At 63.5% G+C, this 16,067-nt stretch carries 15 protein-coding genes; 11 read left to right on the forward strand and 4 right to left on the reverse strand.

The features are described 5' to 3' along the window. Positions 1–22 precede the first annotated feature (22 nt). From BLR66_RS10075 to BLR66_RS10090, 4 genes are all read left to right on the forward strand, one after another. A complete protein-coding gene (locus tag BLR66_RS10075) occupies positions 23–1,102 on the forward strand; it encodes a class I SAM-dependent methyltransferase (RefSeq protein WP_176943833.1) in 1,080 nt (359 codons plus the stop codon). Next, positions 1,099–1,800, forward strand: coding sequence for a pseudouridine synthase (locus BLR66_RS10080; protein WP_093285222.1), 702 nt, complete (start codon positions 1,099–1,101; stop codon positions 1,798–1,800). Before BLR66_RS10075 ends, BLR66_RS10080 begins: the two co-directional genes overlap by 4 nt. After that, entirely contained in the window at positions 1,797–2,474 is a 678-nt protein-coding gene (locus BLR66_RS10085; protein ID WP_093285226.1) for an HAD family hydrolase, read from the forward strand. Before BLR66_RS10080 ends, BLR66_RS10085 begins: the two co-directional genes overlap by 4 nt. Positions 2,475–2,682: 208 nt before the next feature. Beyond that, positions 2,683–3,162, forward strand: a complete 480-nt coding sequence (locus BLR66_RS10090) for an REP-associated tyrosine transposase (protein ID WP_093285230.1) — start codon at positions 2,683–2,685, stop codon at positions 3,160–3,162. A gap of 45 nt (positions 3,163–3,207) precedes the next feature. Here the strand turns inward: BLR66_RS10090 and BLR66_RS10095 are convergent, their stop codons facing one another. After that, positions 3,208–3,762, reverse strand: a complete 555-nt coding sequence (locus BLR66_RS10095) for a DUF1415 domain-containing protein (protein ID WP_093285234.1) — start codon at positions 3,760–3,762, stop codon at positions 3,208–3,210. 133 nt (positions 3,763–3,895) lie between these two features. Next, positions 3,896–4,378, reverse strand: a complete 483-nt coding sequence (locus tag BLR66_RS10100; RefSeq protein WP_093285239.1) for a YajQ family cyclic di-GMP-binding protein — start codon at positions 4,376–4,378, stop codon at positions 3,896–3,898. 103 nt (positions 4,379–4,481) lie between these two features. Here BLR66_RS10100 and BLR66_RS10105 point away from each other — a divergent pair, with 103 nt between their 5' ends. Together BLR66_RS10105 and BLR66_RS10110 are read left to right on the forward strand one after the other, a co-directional pair. Then, complete coding sequence (locus BLR66_RS10105) at positions 4,482–5,363, forward strand: DMT family transporter (RefSeq protein WP_255402421.1); 882 nt, start codon at positions 4,482–4,484, stop codon at positions 5,361–5,363. After that, positions 5,363–5,896, forward strand: coding sequence for a CcdC protein domain-containing protein (locus tag BLR66_RS10110; protein WP_093285243.1), 534 nt, complete (start codon positions 5,363–5,365; stop codon positions 5,894–5,896). Before BLR66_RS10105 ends, BLR66_RS10110 begins: the two co-directional genes overlap by 1 nt. Before the next feature lie 10 nt (positions 5,897–5,906). Here the strand turns inward: BLR66_RS10110 and BLR66_RS10115 are convergent, their stop codons facing one another. Together BLR66_RS10115 and BLR66_RS10120 are read right to left on the reverse strand one after the other, a co-directional pair. Then, positions 5,907–6,197 (reverse strand): hypothetical protein, encoded by a 291-nt coding sequence (locus BLR66_RS10115; protein ID WP_093285247.1) that lies wholly within the window; start codon positions 6,195–6,197, stop codon positions 5,907–5,909. A 225-nt stretch (positions 6,198–6,422) separates the two neighbouring features. Then, on the reverse strand, positions 6,423–7,073 hold the full coding sequence (locus BLR66_RS10120) for an OmpW/AlkL family protein (protein ID WP_093285250.1): 651 nt from the start codon (positions 7,071–7,073) through the stop codon (positions 6,423–6,425). 225 nt (positions 7,074–7,298) lie between these two features. Between BLR66_RS10120 and BLR66_RS10125 the strand changes: the two genes are divergently transcribed. The 5 genes from BLR66_RS10125 to BLR66_RS10145 all read left to right on the forward strand — a co-directional run bounded on the left by BLR66_RS10125 (position 7,299) and on the right by BLR66_RS10145 (position 16,060). Continuing rightward, the gene (locus BLR66_RS10125) at positions 7,299–7,748 is read left to right on the forward strand and encodes a DUF1801 domain-containing protein (protein ID WP_093285255.1); all 450 of its coding nucleotides are present in this window, start codon (positions 7,299–7,301) and stop codon (positions 7,746–7,748) included. A gap of 24 nt (positions 7,749–7,772) precedes the next feature. After that, on the forward strand, positions 7,773–8,786 hold the full coding sequence (locus BLR66_RS10130; RefSeq protein WP_255402424.1) for a LacI family DNA-binding transcriptional regulator: 1,014 nt from the start codon (positions 7,773–7,775) through the stop codon (positions 8,784–8,786). 280 nt (positions 8,787–9,066) lie between these two features. Beyond that, positions 9,067–12,081 (forward strand): beta-phosphoglucomutase, encoded by a 3,015-nt coding sequence (gene pgmB, locus BLR66_RS10135; RefSeq protein ID WP_093285261.1) that lies wholly within the window; start codon positions 9,067–9,069, stop codon positions 12,079–12,081. Positions 12,082–12,150: 69 nt separating this feature from the next. Beyond that, positions 12,151–14,700 (forward strand): TonB-dependent receptor, encoded by a 2,550-nt coding sequence (locus BLR66_RS10140; protein WP_093285265.1) that lies wholly within the window; start codon positions 12,151–12,153, stop codon positions 14,698–14,700. A gap of 118 nt (positions 14,701–14,818) precedes the next feature. Continuing rightward, a complete protein-coding gene (locus BLR66_RS10145) occupies positions 14,819–16,060 on the forward strand; it encodes an MFS transporter (protein ID WP_093285268.1) in 1,242 nt (413 codons plus the stop codon). Positions 16,061–16,067: the final 7 nt, after the last annotated feature.

The raw sequence follows: 16,067 nt of genomic DNA on the forward strand, positions 1-16,067 counted from the left end.
TGATTCTTTTCGGTGACACCTCTTGGCCGCCCCCATTTCCGATCCCGCGCTCGACTCTCTGTTTCTGCCGTTTTCCAGCCGCTCGCTGGCGTGGCCGGAAGGTCCGGTGCTGTTCCTGCGCGCGCGCGAAGGGTGGGCGATGCGGCAATTCCCGCTTGCGCGGCTGGTGTGCGAACAGAGCTACAAGCCGTTCGCCGACGAACTGGAGCGCGGCGGCCTGCGAGTGATCGCCGATGCGTCCGAGTCGAACGTGCGTTATCCACTGGTGCTGGTGTTGCCGCCGCGCCAGCGCGAGGAAGCGCGTGCTCTGTTCGCCCGCGCGATTTCCTTGTGCGCGCCGGGCGGCGTGGTGGTGGCCAGCATCACCAACAACGAGGGCGCGAAGTCAGGCGAGGCCGATCTCAAGCAGCTCACCGGCCTCGGTGGCAGCCTGACCAAGAACCATTGCCGGGTGTTCTGGAGCAAGCCGATCGACGGTTCCCAGGATCAGGCGCTGCTCGCGAAATGGGCCGGGCTGGATGCGCCGCGCCCGATCCTGGACGGTCGCTTCAGCAGCCGACCGGGCGTCTTCGCCTGGGACCGCATCGACCCGGCTTCGGCCTTGCTGGTCGCACATCTTCCCGCCGACCTCGCGGGCAAGGGCGCCGACCTGGGCGCGGGATACGGCTACCTGTCGGCGGAAATTCTTGCGCGCAGCACGAAAGTCTCCGCGCTGGATCTTTATGAGGCCGAGGCGCGCGCGCTCGCATTGGCGAAACAGAATCTCGCACCATTCGAGCAGCAGGCCGCGCTCGGCTATCGCTGGCACGACGTCACCACCGGCGTTCCGGAACAGTACGATTTCATCGTCAGCAACCCGCCCTTCCACACGCAGAGCCGTGCGGACCGTCCGGATGTGGGCCGTCGCTTCATCGCTGTCGCCGCCGAAGCGCTGAAACCGGGCGGCCGGTTGTTCCTGGTCGCCAACCGGCATCTGCCTTACGAAGCGGTGTTGAACGCCAGTTTCGGCCAGGTGCGCGTAGCGGGCGAGGGCGACGGCTTCAAGGTGATCGAGGCGATCAAGGCCGTGCCTTCGGCAAGATCGGGAAAGTCCGCACGATGAAGCTCGTAAAGCACCTCGCCAACCTGGGCTACGGCAGCCGCAAGCAAGTGGGGCTGATGTTCCGCGAAGGCCGCATCACCGACGCGCAGGGCGAGGTGATGTATGCCGATGATCCGTTGGACCACGACAACCTGCGCGTCGACGGCGAGCCGCTGGATCCGCCGCAGGGACTGTTGATCATGCTGCACAAGCCGGTGGGCTATACCTGTTCCACCAAGGACCCGGGCCGGATCGTCTACGACCTGCTGCCGCCACGTTATCGGCTTCGTTCGCCGTTGCTGTCCTCGGTAGGACGATTGGACCGGGACACCAGCGGTCTATTGTTGTTCACCGACGACGGCGCGCTGCTGCACAAGATCGTTTCGCCGAAATCGAAACTCTCCAAAGTCTACGAAGCGACCCTCGCCAACGATCTGCGCGGCGATGAAGCGGAAATCTTCGCCAGCGGTACGCTGATGCTGGAATCCGAACAGACCCCGTTGCTGCCTGCGGACATGGAGGTCGTTGATTCGCATCGTGTCCGCCTGACCCTGCACGAAGGCCGCTATCACCAGGTGCGGCGCATGTTCGCCGCGGTCGGCAACCATGTCGAAGCCCTGCATCGCAGCCGGATCGGCGGACTCGGGCTGGGGAATCTGCCCTCCGGCGAATGGCGAATGCTGGATCAAGCGACGCGGGCGGAGCTGTTCGAGGCATGAGTGCGCGCGCGGTGATTTTCGATATGGATGGCCTGCTGATCGACAGCGAACGCGTCATCCTGGATTGCTGGCGCGAGACCGCGGTGGCGCAATCGCTGGACCTGGAAGATAGCCTGTGGCTGTCGATGGTGGGCTTGCACGACAAGGGTTGTGCCGAGCTGCTGAACGGGTTGCTCGGCGCCGAGCGGGCCGAGCGGCTGACGTTCGAGTGCAAACGCAGGTACGACTTGCTGGTGGAGGACGGACTGCCGCTCAAGGCGGGCGCCCGCGAACTGCTGCAGGATCTCTTCGACCTCGGCGTGCCGCTGGCCGTCGCTACCTCTACCCGCGGCGAGCGTGCGCGGATCAAGCTGGCGCGCAGCGGTATCGACGGCTATTTCGCGCATGTGGTTACCAGCAGCGACGTGACCCACGCCAAACCTGCGCCGGATCTGTATCTGCTCGCCGCGCAGCGCCTGGAGGTGCCGCCGGCGGAATGCGTGGCGCTGGAGGATTCGGAGTTCGGCGTGCGCGCCGCTGCTGCGGCTGGAATCCGCGTGATCCAGGTGCCCGACATGGTGCCGGCCACCGATCTGTCCCGGTCGCTGGCGCCGGTAGTGGAGTCGTTGCCTCTGGCACGTCCCCAATTGGAGTCATGGTTGCAGATCTCATTGAAAGAACCGCAAAGCGCGTAGGAACGACGCGAGTCGCGGAGTCCTTGAGGTCAATGTCTTGTCTTATGTTTCGCGACTTACGTCGCTCCTACGGCGGTGGTTGGCGGTCCGCATAGACCGCGCAGGTTGCGCGTAGGAGCGACGTAAGTCGCGAATACCAGAAAATCCTTAGTCAAAGGCGACCAGGTTTCGGATAGCCCGAACTTCCGGACGAGCACAGCATGCCGGGATGGGAACTTCTTTCTATGGAGAACGGGCATCTGGCCATCGCGCATTGCGTCGTGGGCGGGTTTCTATTCCAGGGCAAAGTTACCTGGTGACTTTCACCACTCATCAACGTGCGCAGATATTCAAGGAGAGCGGGAATGCCGCCTTGATGGCACGGTCGCTGCATGGGCTGAAAATATGGGGAGACACCAAGCTGCTGGCCTGGGTATTGATGCCGGACCATCTGCATCTGCTGATCACGCTCTCCCAAGCGGAGACACTACAGGGCGTCGTGCAGAAGGTGAAGTCAAATACGGCGCGGGAACTGAAGAGCAACGATCTTAGTCTGGGTCAGGTATGGGCATCCGCGTTTCATGACCGGTCGCTGAGGCGGGATGAGGATATTCGGGATGTCGCGAGGTATATGGTCCTCAATCCCGTTCGTGCGGGGTTGGTTGCATGTGTTGGTGGCTATCCTTATTGGGACGCGGTTTGGATTTAGTTTCAGTCGCGACTTACGTCGCTCCTACGTTCCCCTACGGCGCCCCTACAACGTAGGGTCGGCGCCAAACAATTTATTCCAACCCTGTAGGCCCAGCCTGTCCAGCGTTTCCACGTTGCGGTCCACGATGTCGTCCGCATCCGGGAACGCTTCCACCGCACGGCTGACGCTGTCCTCGCGCAACAGATGCAAAGTGGGGTAGGGCGAGCGGTTGGTGTAGTTGCCGATATCGTCGAAAGCGGTGCCGGCGAACTGGTAGGCCGGGTGGAAACTGGCCACTTGCAGCACACCTTCCAGATCCAGCGCCTCCACCGCGGCGTCGGCGTTATCCAGAAAGTCGTTGTAGTCCAGGAAGTCCTGCAGCACATCGGGGTGCACGATCAGGGTGGTGTCGATCTCGTCGGCCGGCGTATCGCGCAGCAGCAGCATTTCTTCGGCCAGCTGTTCCAGCAGCGCCTCGGGCGTGCTCGCGTCGCTCAGTACGAAACGCACCTGCTGCTTCACGTACACGGCCTTGGCGAACGGGCACAGGTTGAGCCCGATCACCACACGTTCCAGCCAGTGCTTGGTTTCAGCGATGGGGTCTGGGTTGGAGGTCATGGAGATCGGCGTCGATAGCCCTCCCCGTCAAGGGGAGGGTTGGGTGGGGATGGTGTTGCTCTTGATCGAGGTGTTTCCTGCCCGGACGGGAACACCATCCCCATCCCGGCCTTCCCCTTGAAGGGGAAGGAGATCAGTCACGGAAGTTGTCGAATTGCAGCGGCAGCTCGAAATCGCCTTTCTTCAGCAGCGCCATCGCATCCTGCAGATCGTCGCGCTTCTTGCCGTTGACGCGCAGCTTGTCGCCGTTGATCTGGGTATCGACCTTGAGCTTGGCTTCCTTGATCGCCGCGGCGATCTTCTTGGCGACTTTCTGCTCGATGCCCTGCTTGACGGTGATCTTCTGGCGCGCGCCGGCCAGGTTGGTTTCCACCTCGCCTTCCTCCAGGCAGCGTACGTCGATGCCGCGCGCGATCAGGCGCGCGCGCAGGATGTCCGACATCTGCTTGAGCTGGAAGTCGCTGGGCGCCGATTGGCTGATGACGTTGTCGTCGAGCACGAACTTGGCGTCCACGCCCTTGAAATCGAAGCGCGTGGTGAGTTCGCGGTTGGCCTGGTCGACCGCGTTGGTGAGTTCGTGGGTGTTGACTTCGGAAATTACGTCGAAGGAAGGCATGGGCGTGCGTTATGCGGTATGGGAGACGGCTAGGTTAACGCAGAAGGCCTCTTTTTCCTTGCCTGGAGCAGAATGCGGCAGGGCAAATTGGCGATAATGCGGGATGACTCCCCGCACCTCGCACCTGCCCGCCATCGCTTTCATGCTCTCCGCCGTGGCCCTGTTCGCGCTGATGGATGCGGGACTCAAGCTGTTGTCGCCGCACTATCCACCGCTACAGGTGGCCGCCCTGCGCGGCCTGGCATCGCTGCCGCTGGTGCTGGTGTGGGTTTTATGGACGGCCAAGCCTGCCACGCTCTGGCGGGTGCATTGGCCTCTGCACCTGCTGCGCGGGGCCCTGGGCATCGGAATGATGTTCGGATTCGTCTATGGCCTGCGCAGCATGCCGCTGTCCACTGCCTATGCCATCACCTTCGTGGCGCCGATGCTGGTCACCGCCATGGCCGGTCCTTTTCTGGGCGAACGGGTGGGGCCGCAGCGTTGGATCGCCATCGTGGTGGGACTGATCGGCGTGCTGGTGATTCTGCGGCCGACCGGGCAAGGCATGGCGACGTTGGGCGGCCTGGCCATCCTGCTCGCCGCGATCTGTTATGCGGCCAGCGCCATCACCGTGCGTTTGCTGGCGCAGCGCGACAGCATCCAGGCGATGGTGTTGTGGTTCATCGTGCTGCTGTCGTTGGGCGCGGGAGTCATGGCCGCCCCGAACTGGCTGCCCCTGCAGCAGGCGGACTGGTGGGTGATCGCCGGTGTCGGCGTCTCCGGATCGCTGGCCCAGGTCGCGTTGACCGAGGCCTTCCGCCGTGGCGAAGCCTCGCTGATCGCCCCCTTGGAATACAGCGCGCTGCTATGGGGCGTGTGCCTGGATCTGGCGCTGTGGCATGTGCTGCCCGATGGCGTGACCTGGCTGGGAGCGGGCATCATCGTCGTCAGCGGTCTCTATCTGCTGCGCCGCGAGAAAGTGCATGCGGAAACCGAGCATCCCTGATGCCGCTGTTGATCGTCCCGGTCGTCATTCTGGTGCTGCTGGTCCTGTGGCTGCTGTTGCTGCCGCTGTCGTTGTGGCAGCGCTATCGCCTGGGCAAGGCGCGGCGCAAGGCATGGCCGTGGGCGGTGAGGTTGAATTCTTGGGTGCTGCTGTTTTCCGCGGGCCTGTTCGCCGCGAGCATGGCGCTTACCGAGTTGTGGTGGCCCGGTGCGCTGGGTTACGCCCTTGCGGGTATGGGGGCCGGTCTGCTCACCGGCGTCGTTGGTCTGTGGCTCAGCCGTTTCGAACGGACTCCACAAGGCATGTACTACACGCCCAATCCATGGCTGGTGTTGACGCTGATGCTGTTGGTGGCCGCCCGTATCGCGATGGAGTTCGTCGAAATGTGGCGTTACTGGCAGGGCCGCGATGCGCTGTCGCTGCTGCCGGTGCTCGATCATGCCAGCCTGTTCGCCGTGGCCGGGCTGTTGCTGGGTTACTACCTCAGCTATACCTGGGGCTTGCGGCGCCGGTTGCCGCCGCGCGGGCCGTAGCGCGCAGACGCTAGAAGTCCTCGACGATCTCGATCGCGCTTTCGGTACGCTCGGCCAACACTTCGGCCACGGCGTGGATGCGGCGCACGGCTTCCTCGTTGGGCGCTTCTATCTCGATGTTGTGCAGTCCCGGCGATTCGTCGTCCGGCAAGCCGGAGGAACTGGAGTCGTCGTCGTCCATGTGCGGCATCAGGTCGGCGACTTCCTCGACGTGTTCGATGCCTTCTATCGCTTCCAGCGCATGGATGAGCTCGGAAGCGGCGTATTCGTTGCCGGTGACGCGCAGTCGCACTGTGGGCATGGCTTGATCCGTTAGGACAGGGAATAAATACCGTAGCCACTGCCGCGCGAAGGCGGAGTGAGAGGAATCTGTCAGCCCGGTGACGCTTTGCCGCGCTAACCGACGGCGTTGGGCCCCGACGGGATCGGATAGTTGCAACGGAAACGGCGAGCCCCGTGGGACTCGCCGTTTGCCGTTGCCGACGCAGCTATTCCGCTGCGAAGCGCTGGATCAGGACGCTTCCGATCAGAAACGCGCGCCCAGGCCCACGCCGATGGTCCACGGGTTCATCTTCAACTGTTCGCCGGTGCCTTCGCCGGCAAGATTGACGTCGGCGTCGCCTCGCATGTACCGCACATCGGTACGCGCGAACCAGCGGCTGTTGATGTTGAAGTCCATGCCGGCGGTGGCGATGGCGCCCTTGGTGCTGTCCAGGCCCACGTGCGGACCGCCTGCCGAAATGTCTTCGTTGCTGAAGTTGGATTCGTAGTAACCCAAACCCACGAACGGGCGCATCACCGCATCCGCGTCACGGAAGTGGTACTGGCCGCTGAGGGCGAGGGGCTGCTGTTCCACGGTGCCGATCTTGCCTTCCGGGCCGCGCACGCGGTGGTTGAACTTGTCCGCGGCGCCCCACAGTTCGATGGCGATGTTGTCGTTGACGTACCAGCTGGCGCTCAGCGTCGGCGCGGAGCCGCCGTCTATGTCAAGGCCGGGGGCCGGATCGGAATCGGGCTGCAGGATGGCGCCGCCGCCGACGATGGCGATGCGCTTGCCGGAAGCGGTCTGCGTGGAAGAAGCATCGGTAGTAGTGGTGTCGGTATCCTGCGCGAATGCGGAAGGCGCGAACGCCAGAGCGGAAAGCAGGGCGATGCTCAGGGGACGAAGTGAAGACATGATGATTCTCTCCATGTGTTTTTATTTGGCCCGGGGAGTGGCGCGCACACCGTAACGATCGATGCATGAATGCGAACCGGCGCGCGAATATTTGTTAACGGAAATTTTCATGCTCGCTTCAGTCTGGCGCTTTTCATGTGCTTTACATAACAATGCATTCAGACACATGCTGTCGTTTCACGCACCTCCATTCGCTTCGGCCAATAGCAATAATGGGAGAGGAAGATGGTCAGCAGCGCAGCCGCAACCGTCGAGGCCTATCTAACCGAACTTCCGCCTGAACGCCGCGCAGTAGTGGCCACGGTGCGTGCGCTGGTCAACGCCCATCTGCCCGCTGGTTATGTGGAATGCATGCATTGGGGGATGATCAGCTGGGAGATCCCGCTGTCGCGCTATCCCGTCACCTACAACAAGCAACCCCTGGCGTACGCCGCGCTGGCCGCGCAAAAGAACAACTACGCGCTCTACCTGATGTGCGGATACGCCGATCCGCACGTCGAGCAGGACCTGCGCGCCGCTTATGCCGCGGCCGGCCTCAAGCTGGACATGGGCAAAAGCTGCCTGCGCTTCCGCAAACTCGATGCGCTGCTGCAGCCTGCGGTGGCCGCGGTGATCGCTTCGACCCCTGTGGAAACGTACATAGCGCGCTATGAAGCCAGCCGCGTGCGAAACTAGGGCCCGTTTCACCGGTATTGGCGCATGCGTCCTTCCAAGAACGATCCTGCCGACGGCAGAAAGAGCGACAGTCCGACCATGGCCGATTTGGCCAAGGTGGCTGGCGTCTCCGCCATTACGGTGTCGCGCGCGCTGCGCGACAGCCCCTTGGTCAATCCGGAAACCCGCGCCCGCATCGCCGAGATCGCGCGCCAGTACGGCTACGCCTTCAATGTCAGCGCGCGCAATCTGCGCCTGCGCCGCAGCATGACCGTGGCCGTGGTGGTGGAAATGAAGCCCACCCTGGAGCGGCAGATGTCCGGGCCCTATCCGCTGGATTTGCTGGGCGGCATCACCCAGGAGCTCACTTCCTCCGGCTACAGCGTATTGCTGACTTCGCTGCAGGGCGGCGCGCTGTCCCATGTGCAGGCGGCCGATGGCGTGATCCTGCTGGGACAGGGCGCGCATGAGGATGCGATGCACCAGGTGCAGGAATGGGGAAGGCCGATGGTGGTGTGGGGCGCGGTCAGCCGGCACGAATCGCACGTGGTGGTCGGCAGCGACAATCGCCGCGGCGGGGCGCTGGCCGCCGAAAGGTTCCTGGCGCTGGGCCGCAGCCGGCCTGTGTTCCTGGGCGACCCGGCGCACGCCGAGTTCGCCGAGCGGCTGGAGGGATTCGCCGATACCCTGGCCAAGTACGGCATCGCGCCGTTCACCCCCAGGGTCTCCAGCTTCACCGTCACTGCAGGCGCCGAAGCGGTGCATGCGTTGCTGAAGGAGCATCCGCAGATCGATGCCCTATTCGCCGCCAGCGATCTGCTGGCCATCGGCGCCATCCGCGCCCTGATCGAATGCGGACGTCGGGTGCCCGAGGATGTTTCGGTGATCGGCTATGACGACACCCCGCTGGGCGCCACCTATGTGCCGCCGTTGAGCTCGGTGCACCAGAACTTCATCGATGCCGGCGTCCTGCTGGCTCGCAAGATCCGGACCCTGATCGAGGGCCAGCCGGCCACCTCCGAAACGCTGCCCACCCACCTGGTGCTGCGCGCCACCTGAGCGCGGTTGTCTGCTGCGTTGCAGCGATTGCCGATGCTCCGCCATTAGGACACGTCACCTTCACGGGGTGCCGTTCTATATTCCAAGCCATTGTTTAACAAGGCTATTTACGGTCGATAGCTGAGTATTTCGTATTACACGGGTGCTCAGAACGGCCGCGGACTTTGGCTTGGCGATCTTTTGTTATCGATAACTTGACATCGATAACAATGCTTCCTAGCTTGCCTCCCCGCCGGCATCGCCGCCGGCATGAGGCAACAAGAGCCGGGGGTAGGAACGCGTGGCGGATGCAATCCACGACACAGGTCGGGCACAGGGCGCGCAGGCGCCTCTCGATCCTTGGCGCCTGAGGCAAACCAGCTGCGAACCCGCGCAGCGGGCGCGCGACGAAAGCCTGTTCGCGCTGGCCAATGGATCGCTGGGCGTGCGCGGCGGTTTCGAGGAAGACGACAGCCCCAGCGACGGCAGCTTCCTGGCGGCGGTATTCGAAAAGAACCCGATCCACTATCACGAGCGCTTGTCCGGCTTCGCGCGCAGCACCGACACGCGAGTGCCGGTGGCCGAAGGCAAGGGCATCGGCCTATGGCTGGGCGACCGCCGCGTGCATCTGGATCAGGCCGAATGGCTGCAGTTCGAGCGCACGCTCGATCTGCGCCGCGGCGCGCTCGACCGCCGCCTGCGGATCAGGACCCTTGAAGGCCACCGCATCGAGATCCACGCCGAACGCGTGGTCCCGCTTACGCAGCCGGCACTGCTGGCGATCCGTTTCAGCGTCGCCTCGCTGGATTACGAAGGTCCGCTGACGCTGGTTTCCTTTATCGAAGGCGGACGCCAGGCGGTCGAACAAGGCGACGATCCGCGCATCGGCGTCTCCGGCGGGCAGGGCATGGAAACCTTCGGGCTGCATGCCCACGCACATGGCGCGCAGCTGTCGCAGCGCGCATCGGGCAGCGGAATCGAACTGAGCTGCGGACAGACGCATCGTTTTGCGGCCGACGACTTGTCTTTCGTGGAGGCGCAAGCGCAAGGCGCGCGCGTCGAGCAGCGTTTCCATGCCGCGCTGCAGCCGGGCCGCGCGGTTACCCTGGAAAAGTTCGTCGTCTACGCCGTCGATGGCGATGAAGCCAGGCGCGAGGATCGCCTGCGGGCGGCATTGCAGGAGGCGGCTGCGGCGGGTTTCGACAAACTGGCGGCCGATCAAGCCGATGCGCTGGCCGATTTCTGGCGCCACGCGGAGCTGTCCATCGACGGCGATGCGGCGACCGAACAGGCGCTGCGTTTCAACCTGTTCCATCTGCTGCAATCGGCGGGACGCAACGGCGTCGACGGCACTGCGGCCAAAGGATTGACGGGCGAGGGCTATGAAGGCCATTGCTTCTGGGATACCGAAGCCTTCGTGTTGCCGGTCATGGCTTTCACCGCGCCGGAAGTGGCGCGCGCCATGCTGCTGTACCGCTACCGCACGCTGGAGGCCGCGCGCGCGCATGCGCGCGAAATGAACCATCCGGTCGGCGCTTTGTATCCCTGGCGCACCATCGACGGCGGCGAAGGCTCCGCGCATTACCCCAGCGGTTCGGCGGCGTACCACATCAACGCCGCCATCGCCTACGGCATAGGCTTGTATCTGGAGAGCAGCGACGACCTGGATTTCCTGGACCAGGCCGGTGCGGAAATGCTGTTCGAAACCGCGCGCATCTGGCCTCAGGCCGGGCACTTCAACCCGCGGCGCGGCGGCGCCTTCTGCATCCACGAAGTCACCGGACCAGACGAATACACCACCCTGGTCAACAACAACTACTACACCAACCGCATGGCCCAGCGGCACCTGCGCTGCGCGGTCGCCGCCTGGCGCTGGTTGTCGGGTGAACGTCCGCAGCGGATGCGCGAACTATCGGAACGCCTGCAGCTGGAGACGCAGGAATTGGAGCTGTGGCAACGCGCCGCGGACGCCATGTACCTGCCGTACGACCAGGCGCTGGGCATCTTCGAGCAGGACGACGGATTCCTGGACAAGCCGCGCTGGCCCTTCCCGTTGCAGGGCGCGAGCGGCGAACACCGCCCGCTGCTGCTCGACTACCATCCGCTCACTCTTTACCGCCATCAGATCTGCAAGCAGGCCGACGTGGTGATGGCGCTGGTGCTGGCGGGCGAGGACATCGAGCCGGCGCGCAAACGCCGCAGCTTCGATTATTACGAAGCCGTCACCACCCACGATTCCACCCTGTCCGCGCCGGTGTTCGGCATCCTGGCCGGCGAAGTCGGCCATGCGGACAAGGCCTGGCGGTATTTCCACGACAGCGTGCGGGTGGACCTGGACGATCTGCACCGCAATACCGACCACGGCGTGCACATGGCCGCCATGGCCGGCAGCTGGCTGGGGCTGGTGCAGGGATTCGGCGGGCTGCGCGTGCGCGAATCGCAACTGCATTTCGCGCCCAGCTTGCCGCGGGCGTGGAACGGCCTTGGTTTCAATCTGCGCTGGCGCGGACGTAGTCTGCGCGTGGATGTTTCCAGGACCGGCGCGACTTACCTTCTGCGCGACGGCGAAGCGCTGATCATTCATCACGCGGGCCGATCGCTGGAACTGCAACCCGGACAGGCACAGACGCTGGTGCTGGCGCCGGAAGCGACTTCCGAAGTGTTTCCCCGCCCCTGCCAGGCGTTGATCTTCGATCTGGACGGCGTGCTCACCGACACCGCGCACAGCCACTACCGGGCTTGGAAGCGGCTGGCCGACGAAATCGACGTTCCCTTCGATCTGCAGACCAACGAGCGCCTGAAAGGCGTGGACCGCGCCGCATCGCTGGACATCATCCTGGAAAGCGCCGCGGCTCCGTTCACCGCCGAAGCCAAGCGCGCGCTGGCCGACCGCAAGAACGGCTACTACGTGGCGGAGATCGAGAATTTTGGCCCGCAGGACCTGTTCCCCGGAGTGCGCGAACTGCTGGAAGCCGCGCGCGCGGCCGGGCTCAAGCTGGGGCTCGCCTCGGCCAGCCGCAACGCGTCCGCGCTGCTGAGGAAGCTCGGCATCGAAGACCGTTTCGACTACATCGCCGATGCCGCGCGGATCGCGCGCGCCAAGCCCGATCCGGAAATATTCCTGACCGTCGCACGCGAACTGGGCGTCGCGCCGGAACGGTGCATCGGCGTGGAGGACGCCGCCGCCGGCATCGTCGCCATCCATGCCGCCGGCATGCCGGCCATCGGCATCGGCGATGCGCACGCGCTCGGCCAGGCCGATGCCGTGCTGCCGGATATAGCCGCATTGAAGCTGGAGGATTTCGTTTCAACCTGACCGTACGAGGCCGCAGAGCCGCGATGGATCCGCAACCAACCTGTCTAAACAAGAGTGGAGGGAACACCCATGCAACAGACGACACTGATCCGTTACGCACTGTCCGTAGCCATCGCCGCAGCCCTGGCGCCGGCATTGGCTCATGCCCAGGAAGCCGCCCCAGCAGAGCCTGCTCCCGCAGAGCCGGCCACCAGCAATCAAGAGGCCACCACACTCGACACCGTGGTCGTCACCGGCAGCGCAGCCGGCGGCGTCAAGAAGATCGAGGCCAGTTACAACATCGTCACCGCCAATGCCGAGCAGATCAAACAGGCCAATCCCAAGAGCACGGCCGACCTGCTCAAGATCTCCCCCGGCATGTGGCCGGAATCCACCGGCGGCCAGACCGGCGCCAACATCGAAATCGCCGGCTTTCCCGGCGGCGGCGACGCGCCGTATTTCTCTACCTTGCTGATGGGTTCGCCGGTGTACGGCATGCCCACGCTGTCGTTCTTCGAAACCACCACGCTGATGCGCTTGGACGACACCATCGAGTCGGTCGAAATCCTGCAGGGCGGTCCGTCGGTAGTGTTCGCCGATGGCCAGATGGGCGCGACCGCCAACTTCTTCCTGAAGACCGGCACTGAAGAGCCGACCGGCAGCGTCGGCGTGACCTACGGCGATGAAGGTCTGTACCGGCTGGACGGTTTCGCCGGCTTCAAGGTCGCCGAGGGCTGGTACGGCAGCGTCGGCGGCTTCTGGCGCACTTCGGACGGCGTGCGTTCGCCCGGCTTCAAGGCCGATGAAGGCGGCCAGCTGACCGCGACCCTGGCGCACGATTTCGACAAGGGTTCGATGGTCCTGTACGCGCGCTACCTCAACGACAAGAACCAGTTCATCACTCCGATTCCGTTGATCCAGACCGGCACGGACAGCTTCAGCGAATATCCCGGCTTCGACCCGCTCACCGATACCTACTACAGCCGCGCGATCCAGCATGTGCGCCTGCCCACCTATCCGGGCGGCCCGAAAGACGCCGATCTGGCCGACGGCCGTGGCGCCGACATGATCTTCGTCGGCGGCAATTTCGATTTCAGCTTCGACAACGGCTGGTCGATCAGCGACAAGTTCCTGTTCAACGACGGCGACGTGGATACCAACGCGCTGTTCTCCGGCAACAACCCGGCGACCTTGAACGACATGATCTACACCCCGGGTACGCCTGGTGGTTTCACAAGCACCGGCGTCTCGCCGACGAATCCGACGCCCGGCACTGCCGTCGCCACCTACGTCGGCGGCGGCGCGGTGCCGCTGGATCAGAGCGTGATCCAGCAGGGTTGGTGGCACATCCACAAGCACCTGAAGAGCTTCAACAACGACTTCCGTTTGAGCAAGGAGCTGTTCGAAGGCAATACGCTGACCATCGGTTTCTACATCAACCACTACACCATGGACGACAGGTGGTCGCTCGGCAACCAAATGCTGATGAGCAATACGCCGAACGCCACGCCGATCATGGTCAGCTATGTCGGCATGGACGGCCAGACTTACCAGCGCACCGACAACCAGGGCTTCGCCGACTTCAGCGGCTTTCACATCGCCCAACATGGCAGTGCAACCAATACCGCGCTGTACTTGTCCGACTCCTGGCGCGTCGGCAAGTGGCTGCTGGATCTCTCGGGCCGTCTGGAGAACCAGGACGCGACCAACAATGTTTGCAACCGTAGCGCCGTGAATCTGAATGCGGGTGGCCTTGATGGCGATCCAAACACTCTCTACGACAACAACGTCGAAATGTGCAACGGCACCTACGCCAGGACCGACTACAAGAAGTCGCATCCGGCCTTCACCGCCGGCGCCAACTATTCGTTCAACGACCACATGTCGATGTACGGGCGCGTCAACACCGGCGGCCACTTCCTGGACTTCGACAACGGCATCCGCGGCAGCACCACTGGCAACACGCCGCCGATCCAGAAGATCCGCAACTACGAAATCGGCTTCAAGTACCAGTCGGATCTGTTGTATGCCGATATCAGCGCGTACCGGCGCGTCTTCAGCGGCCTGCAGTATCAGCCGACCGATGGCGCGGGTACACCAGTTGGCACACCGCTGATCTATGGTTCCGATTCCGTGGGCGTCAACTTCATCGGCGCGCTGACTCCGATCGAGAATCTGCGTCTGCAGTTGGTCGCCAACTATCTCGACGGCGAGTACACCGACTTCAATGCCTGCTTCCCGTATACCGATATCAACGACCAGCCCGCCTGTGCACCGATCGAAGGTCAGCAGCTGCAACGCCAGCCCAAGGTGCGCTTCATGTTCACGCCCAGCTACAAGTTCGTGTTCGACTGGGGCGACATCATGCCGTACGTCACCTATACCCACGTCGGCGACCACACCCAGGACCAGTCCGGCCTGCAGCAGCTGGGTTCGTACCACACCGTGGACTTCGGTGTGACCTCCAATGTCGGCGAGAACTGGCAGTTCAACCTGCGCGGCACCAACATGACCAACGAACTGGGCCTGACCGAGAGCAACTCGCGTATCTTCGGTTCGGCCGCCAGTGCGGGCGGTGTGTTGTTGGCGCGTCCGTTGGAAGGTCGTGAGGTCAACTTCCAGGCCAAGTACAGCTGGTAAGTCCGCAAGCCCGACGGTATTCCTTCCCATCGCGGGAGGAAAGAGAAGGCATCCCGGTGCGCCGGGATGCCATATTCCGCATGCAACGGCCGCCCCTGCCGGCGGCCTGGAGTCGTCGATGAACCGTGGCCGCATGATCCTGGCGATGATCCTGACTTACGTGATCTTCGCCATGCTGCTCAACAGCGTTGGCACGTTGATTCTGATGAGCCAGAACGCGCTGGGGGCCAGCATAGAGGCCACCAGTTTTCTCGATGGGTTCAAAGACCTGACCATCGCAGCCGTGGCATTCGCGGCGACCTCGCTGTTGCCGCGCCTCGGTTACCGGAAAAGCATGATGCTGGGCCTGGCGCTGGTTGCCGCCGCTTGCGTGGCGATGCCGCTGGCTAATGCGTTCTGGATGGTCAAGATCATGCTGGTCGCCGTTGGCGCTGGCTTTGCGCTGGCTAAGATGTCGGTGTATTCCAGTATCGGCCTGCTCACCGAAGGCAAGAAAGCCCATGCCAGCTTGATGAACTTCATCGAAGGCTGCTTCATGCTGGGCGTGTTGGCCTGGCCCTGGGTCCTGGCCGCATTCGTGGGACAACAGGACAGTTCGACCGACCCGGTCTGGTTGGATGTCTATTGGTGGTTGGCGCTGGCATGCGCGGTGACCATCGCTTTGCTCATGTTTTCGCATATCGACGAAGGCGCCGCGCGCACCAGCGCCGCGCAATCGTTTGCCGACCTGTTCCGGCTGCTGGCGCTGCCGTTGGTGGTCGTATTTCTGGTTTCGGCTTTCCTCTACGTGTTGATAGAGCAGGGCATCAATACCTGGCTACCGACGTTCAACAACAAGGTGTTGCATCTGTCCACCGTGACCAGTGTGCAGTTGGCCAGTCTGTTCGCTGCGTCCACCGCGGTCGGGCGTCTGGGTGCCGGGCTGGTATTGCGCTTCCTGCCTTGGCATTGGTTGCTGATCATTTGCCTGTTGGCGATGGCGATCCTGGTGCTGTTGGTGCTGCCGATGGCCGCGCAGGTACGGCCGCCCGCGCAGGAAGGCTGGTGGCACGCGCCAGCGGTGGCGTTCGTGTTCCCGCTGATCGGATTGTTCATGGCGCCGATCTACCCGGCGATCAATTCAGTGGTGCTGAGCGCGCTGCCCAATGCCCGGCATGCGGCGATGACCGGATTGATCGTGGTGTTCTCTGCGCTGGGCGGCACCACCGGCTCTTTGATCACCGGCCAGGTGTTCGCGCGCCTGGGCGGGCAGACGGCATTCTATCTGTCGCTGATTCCGATGGCGCTCCTGCTCATCGCGGTATTTCTGCTGAAGCGGCAATCGACCCTGCATGCGGCCAGCGTGCCGCAAACGACGTGATCCGTCT

Source organism: Pseudoxanthomonas sp. CF125, assembly GCF_900104085.1.
Classification (GTDB): Bacteria; Pseudomonadota; Gammaproteobacteria; order Xanthomonadales; family Xanthomonadaceae; genus Pseudoxanthomonas_A.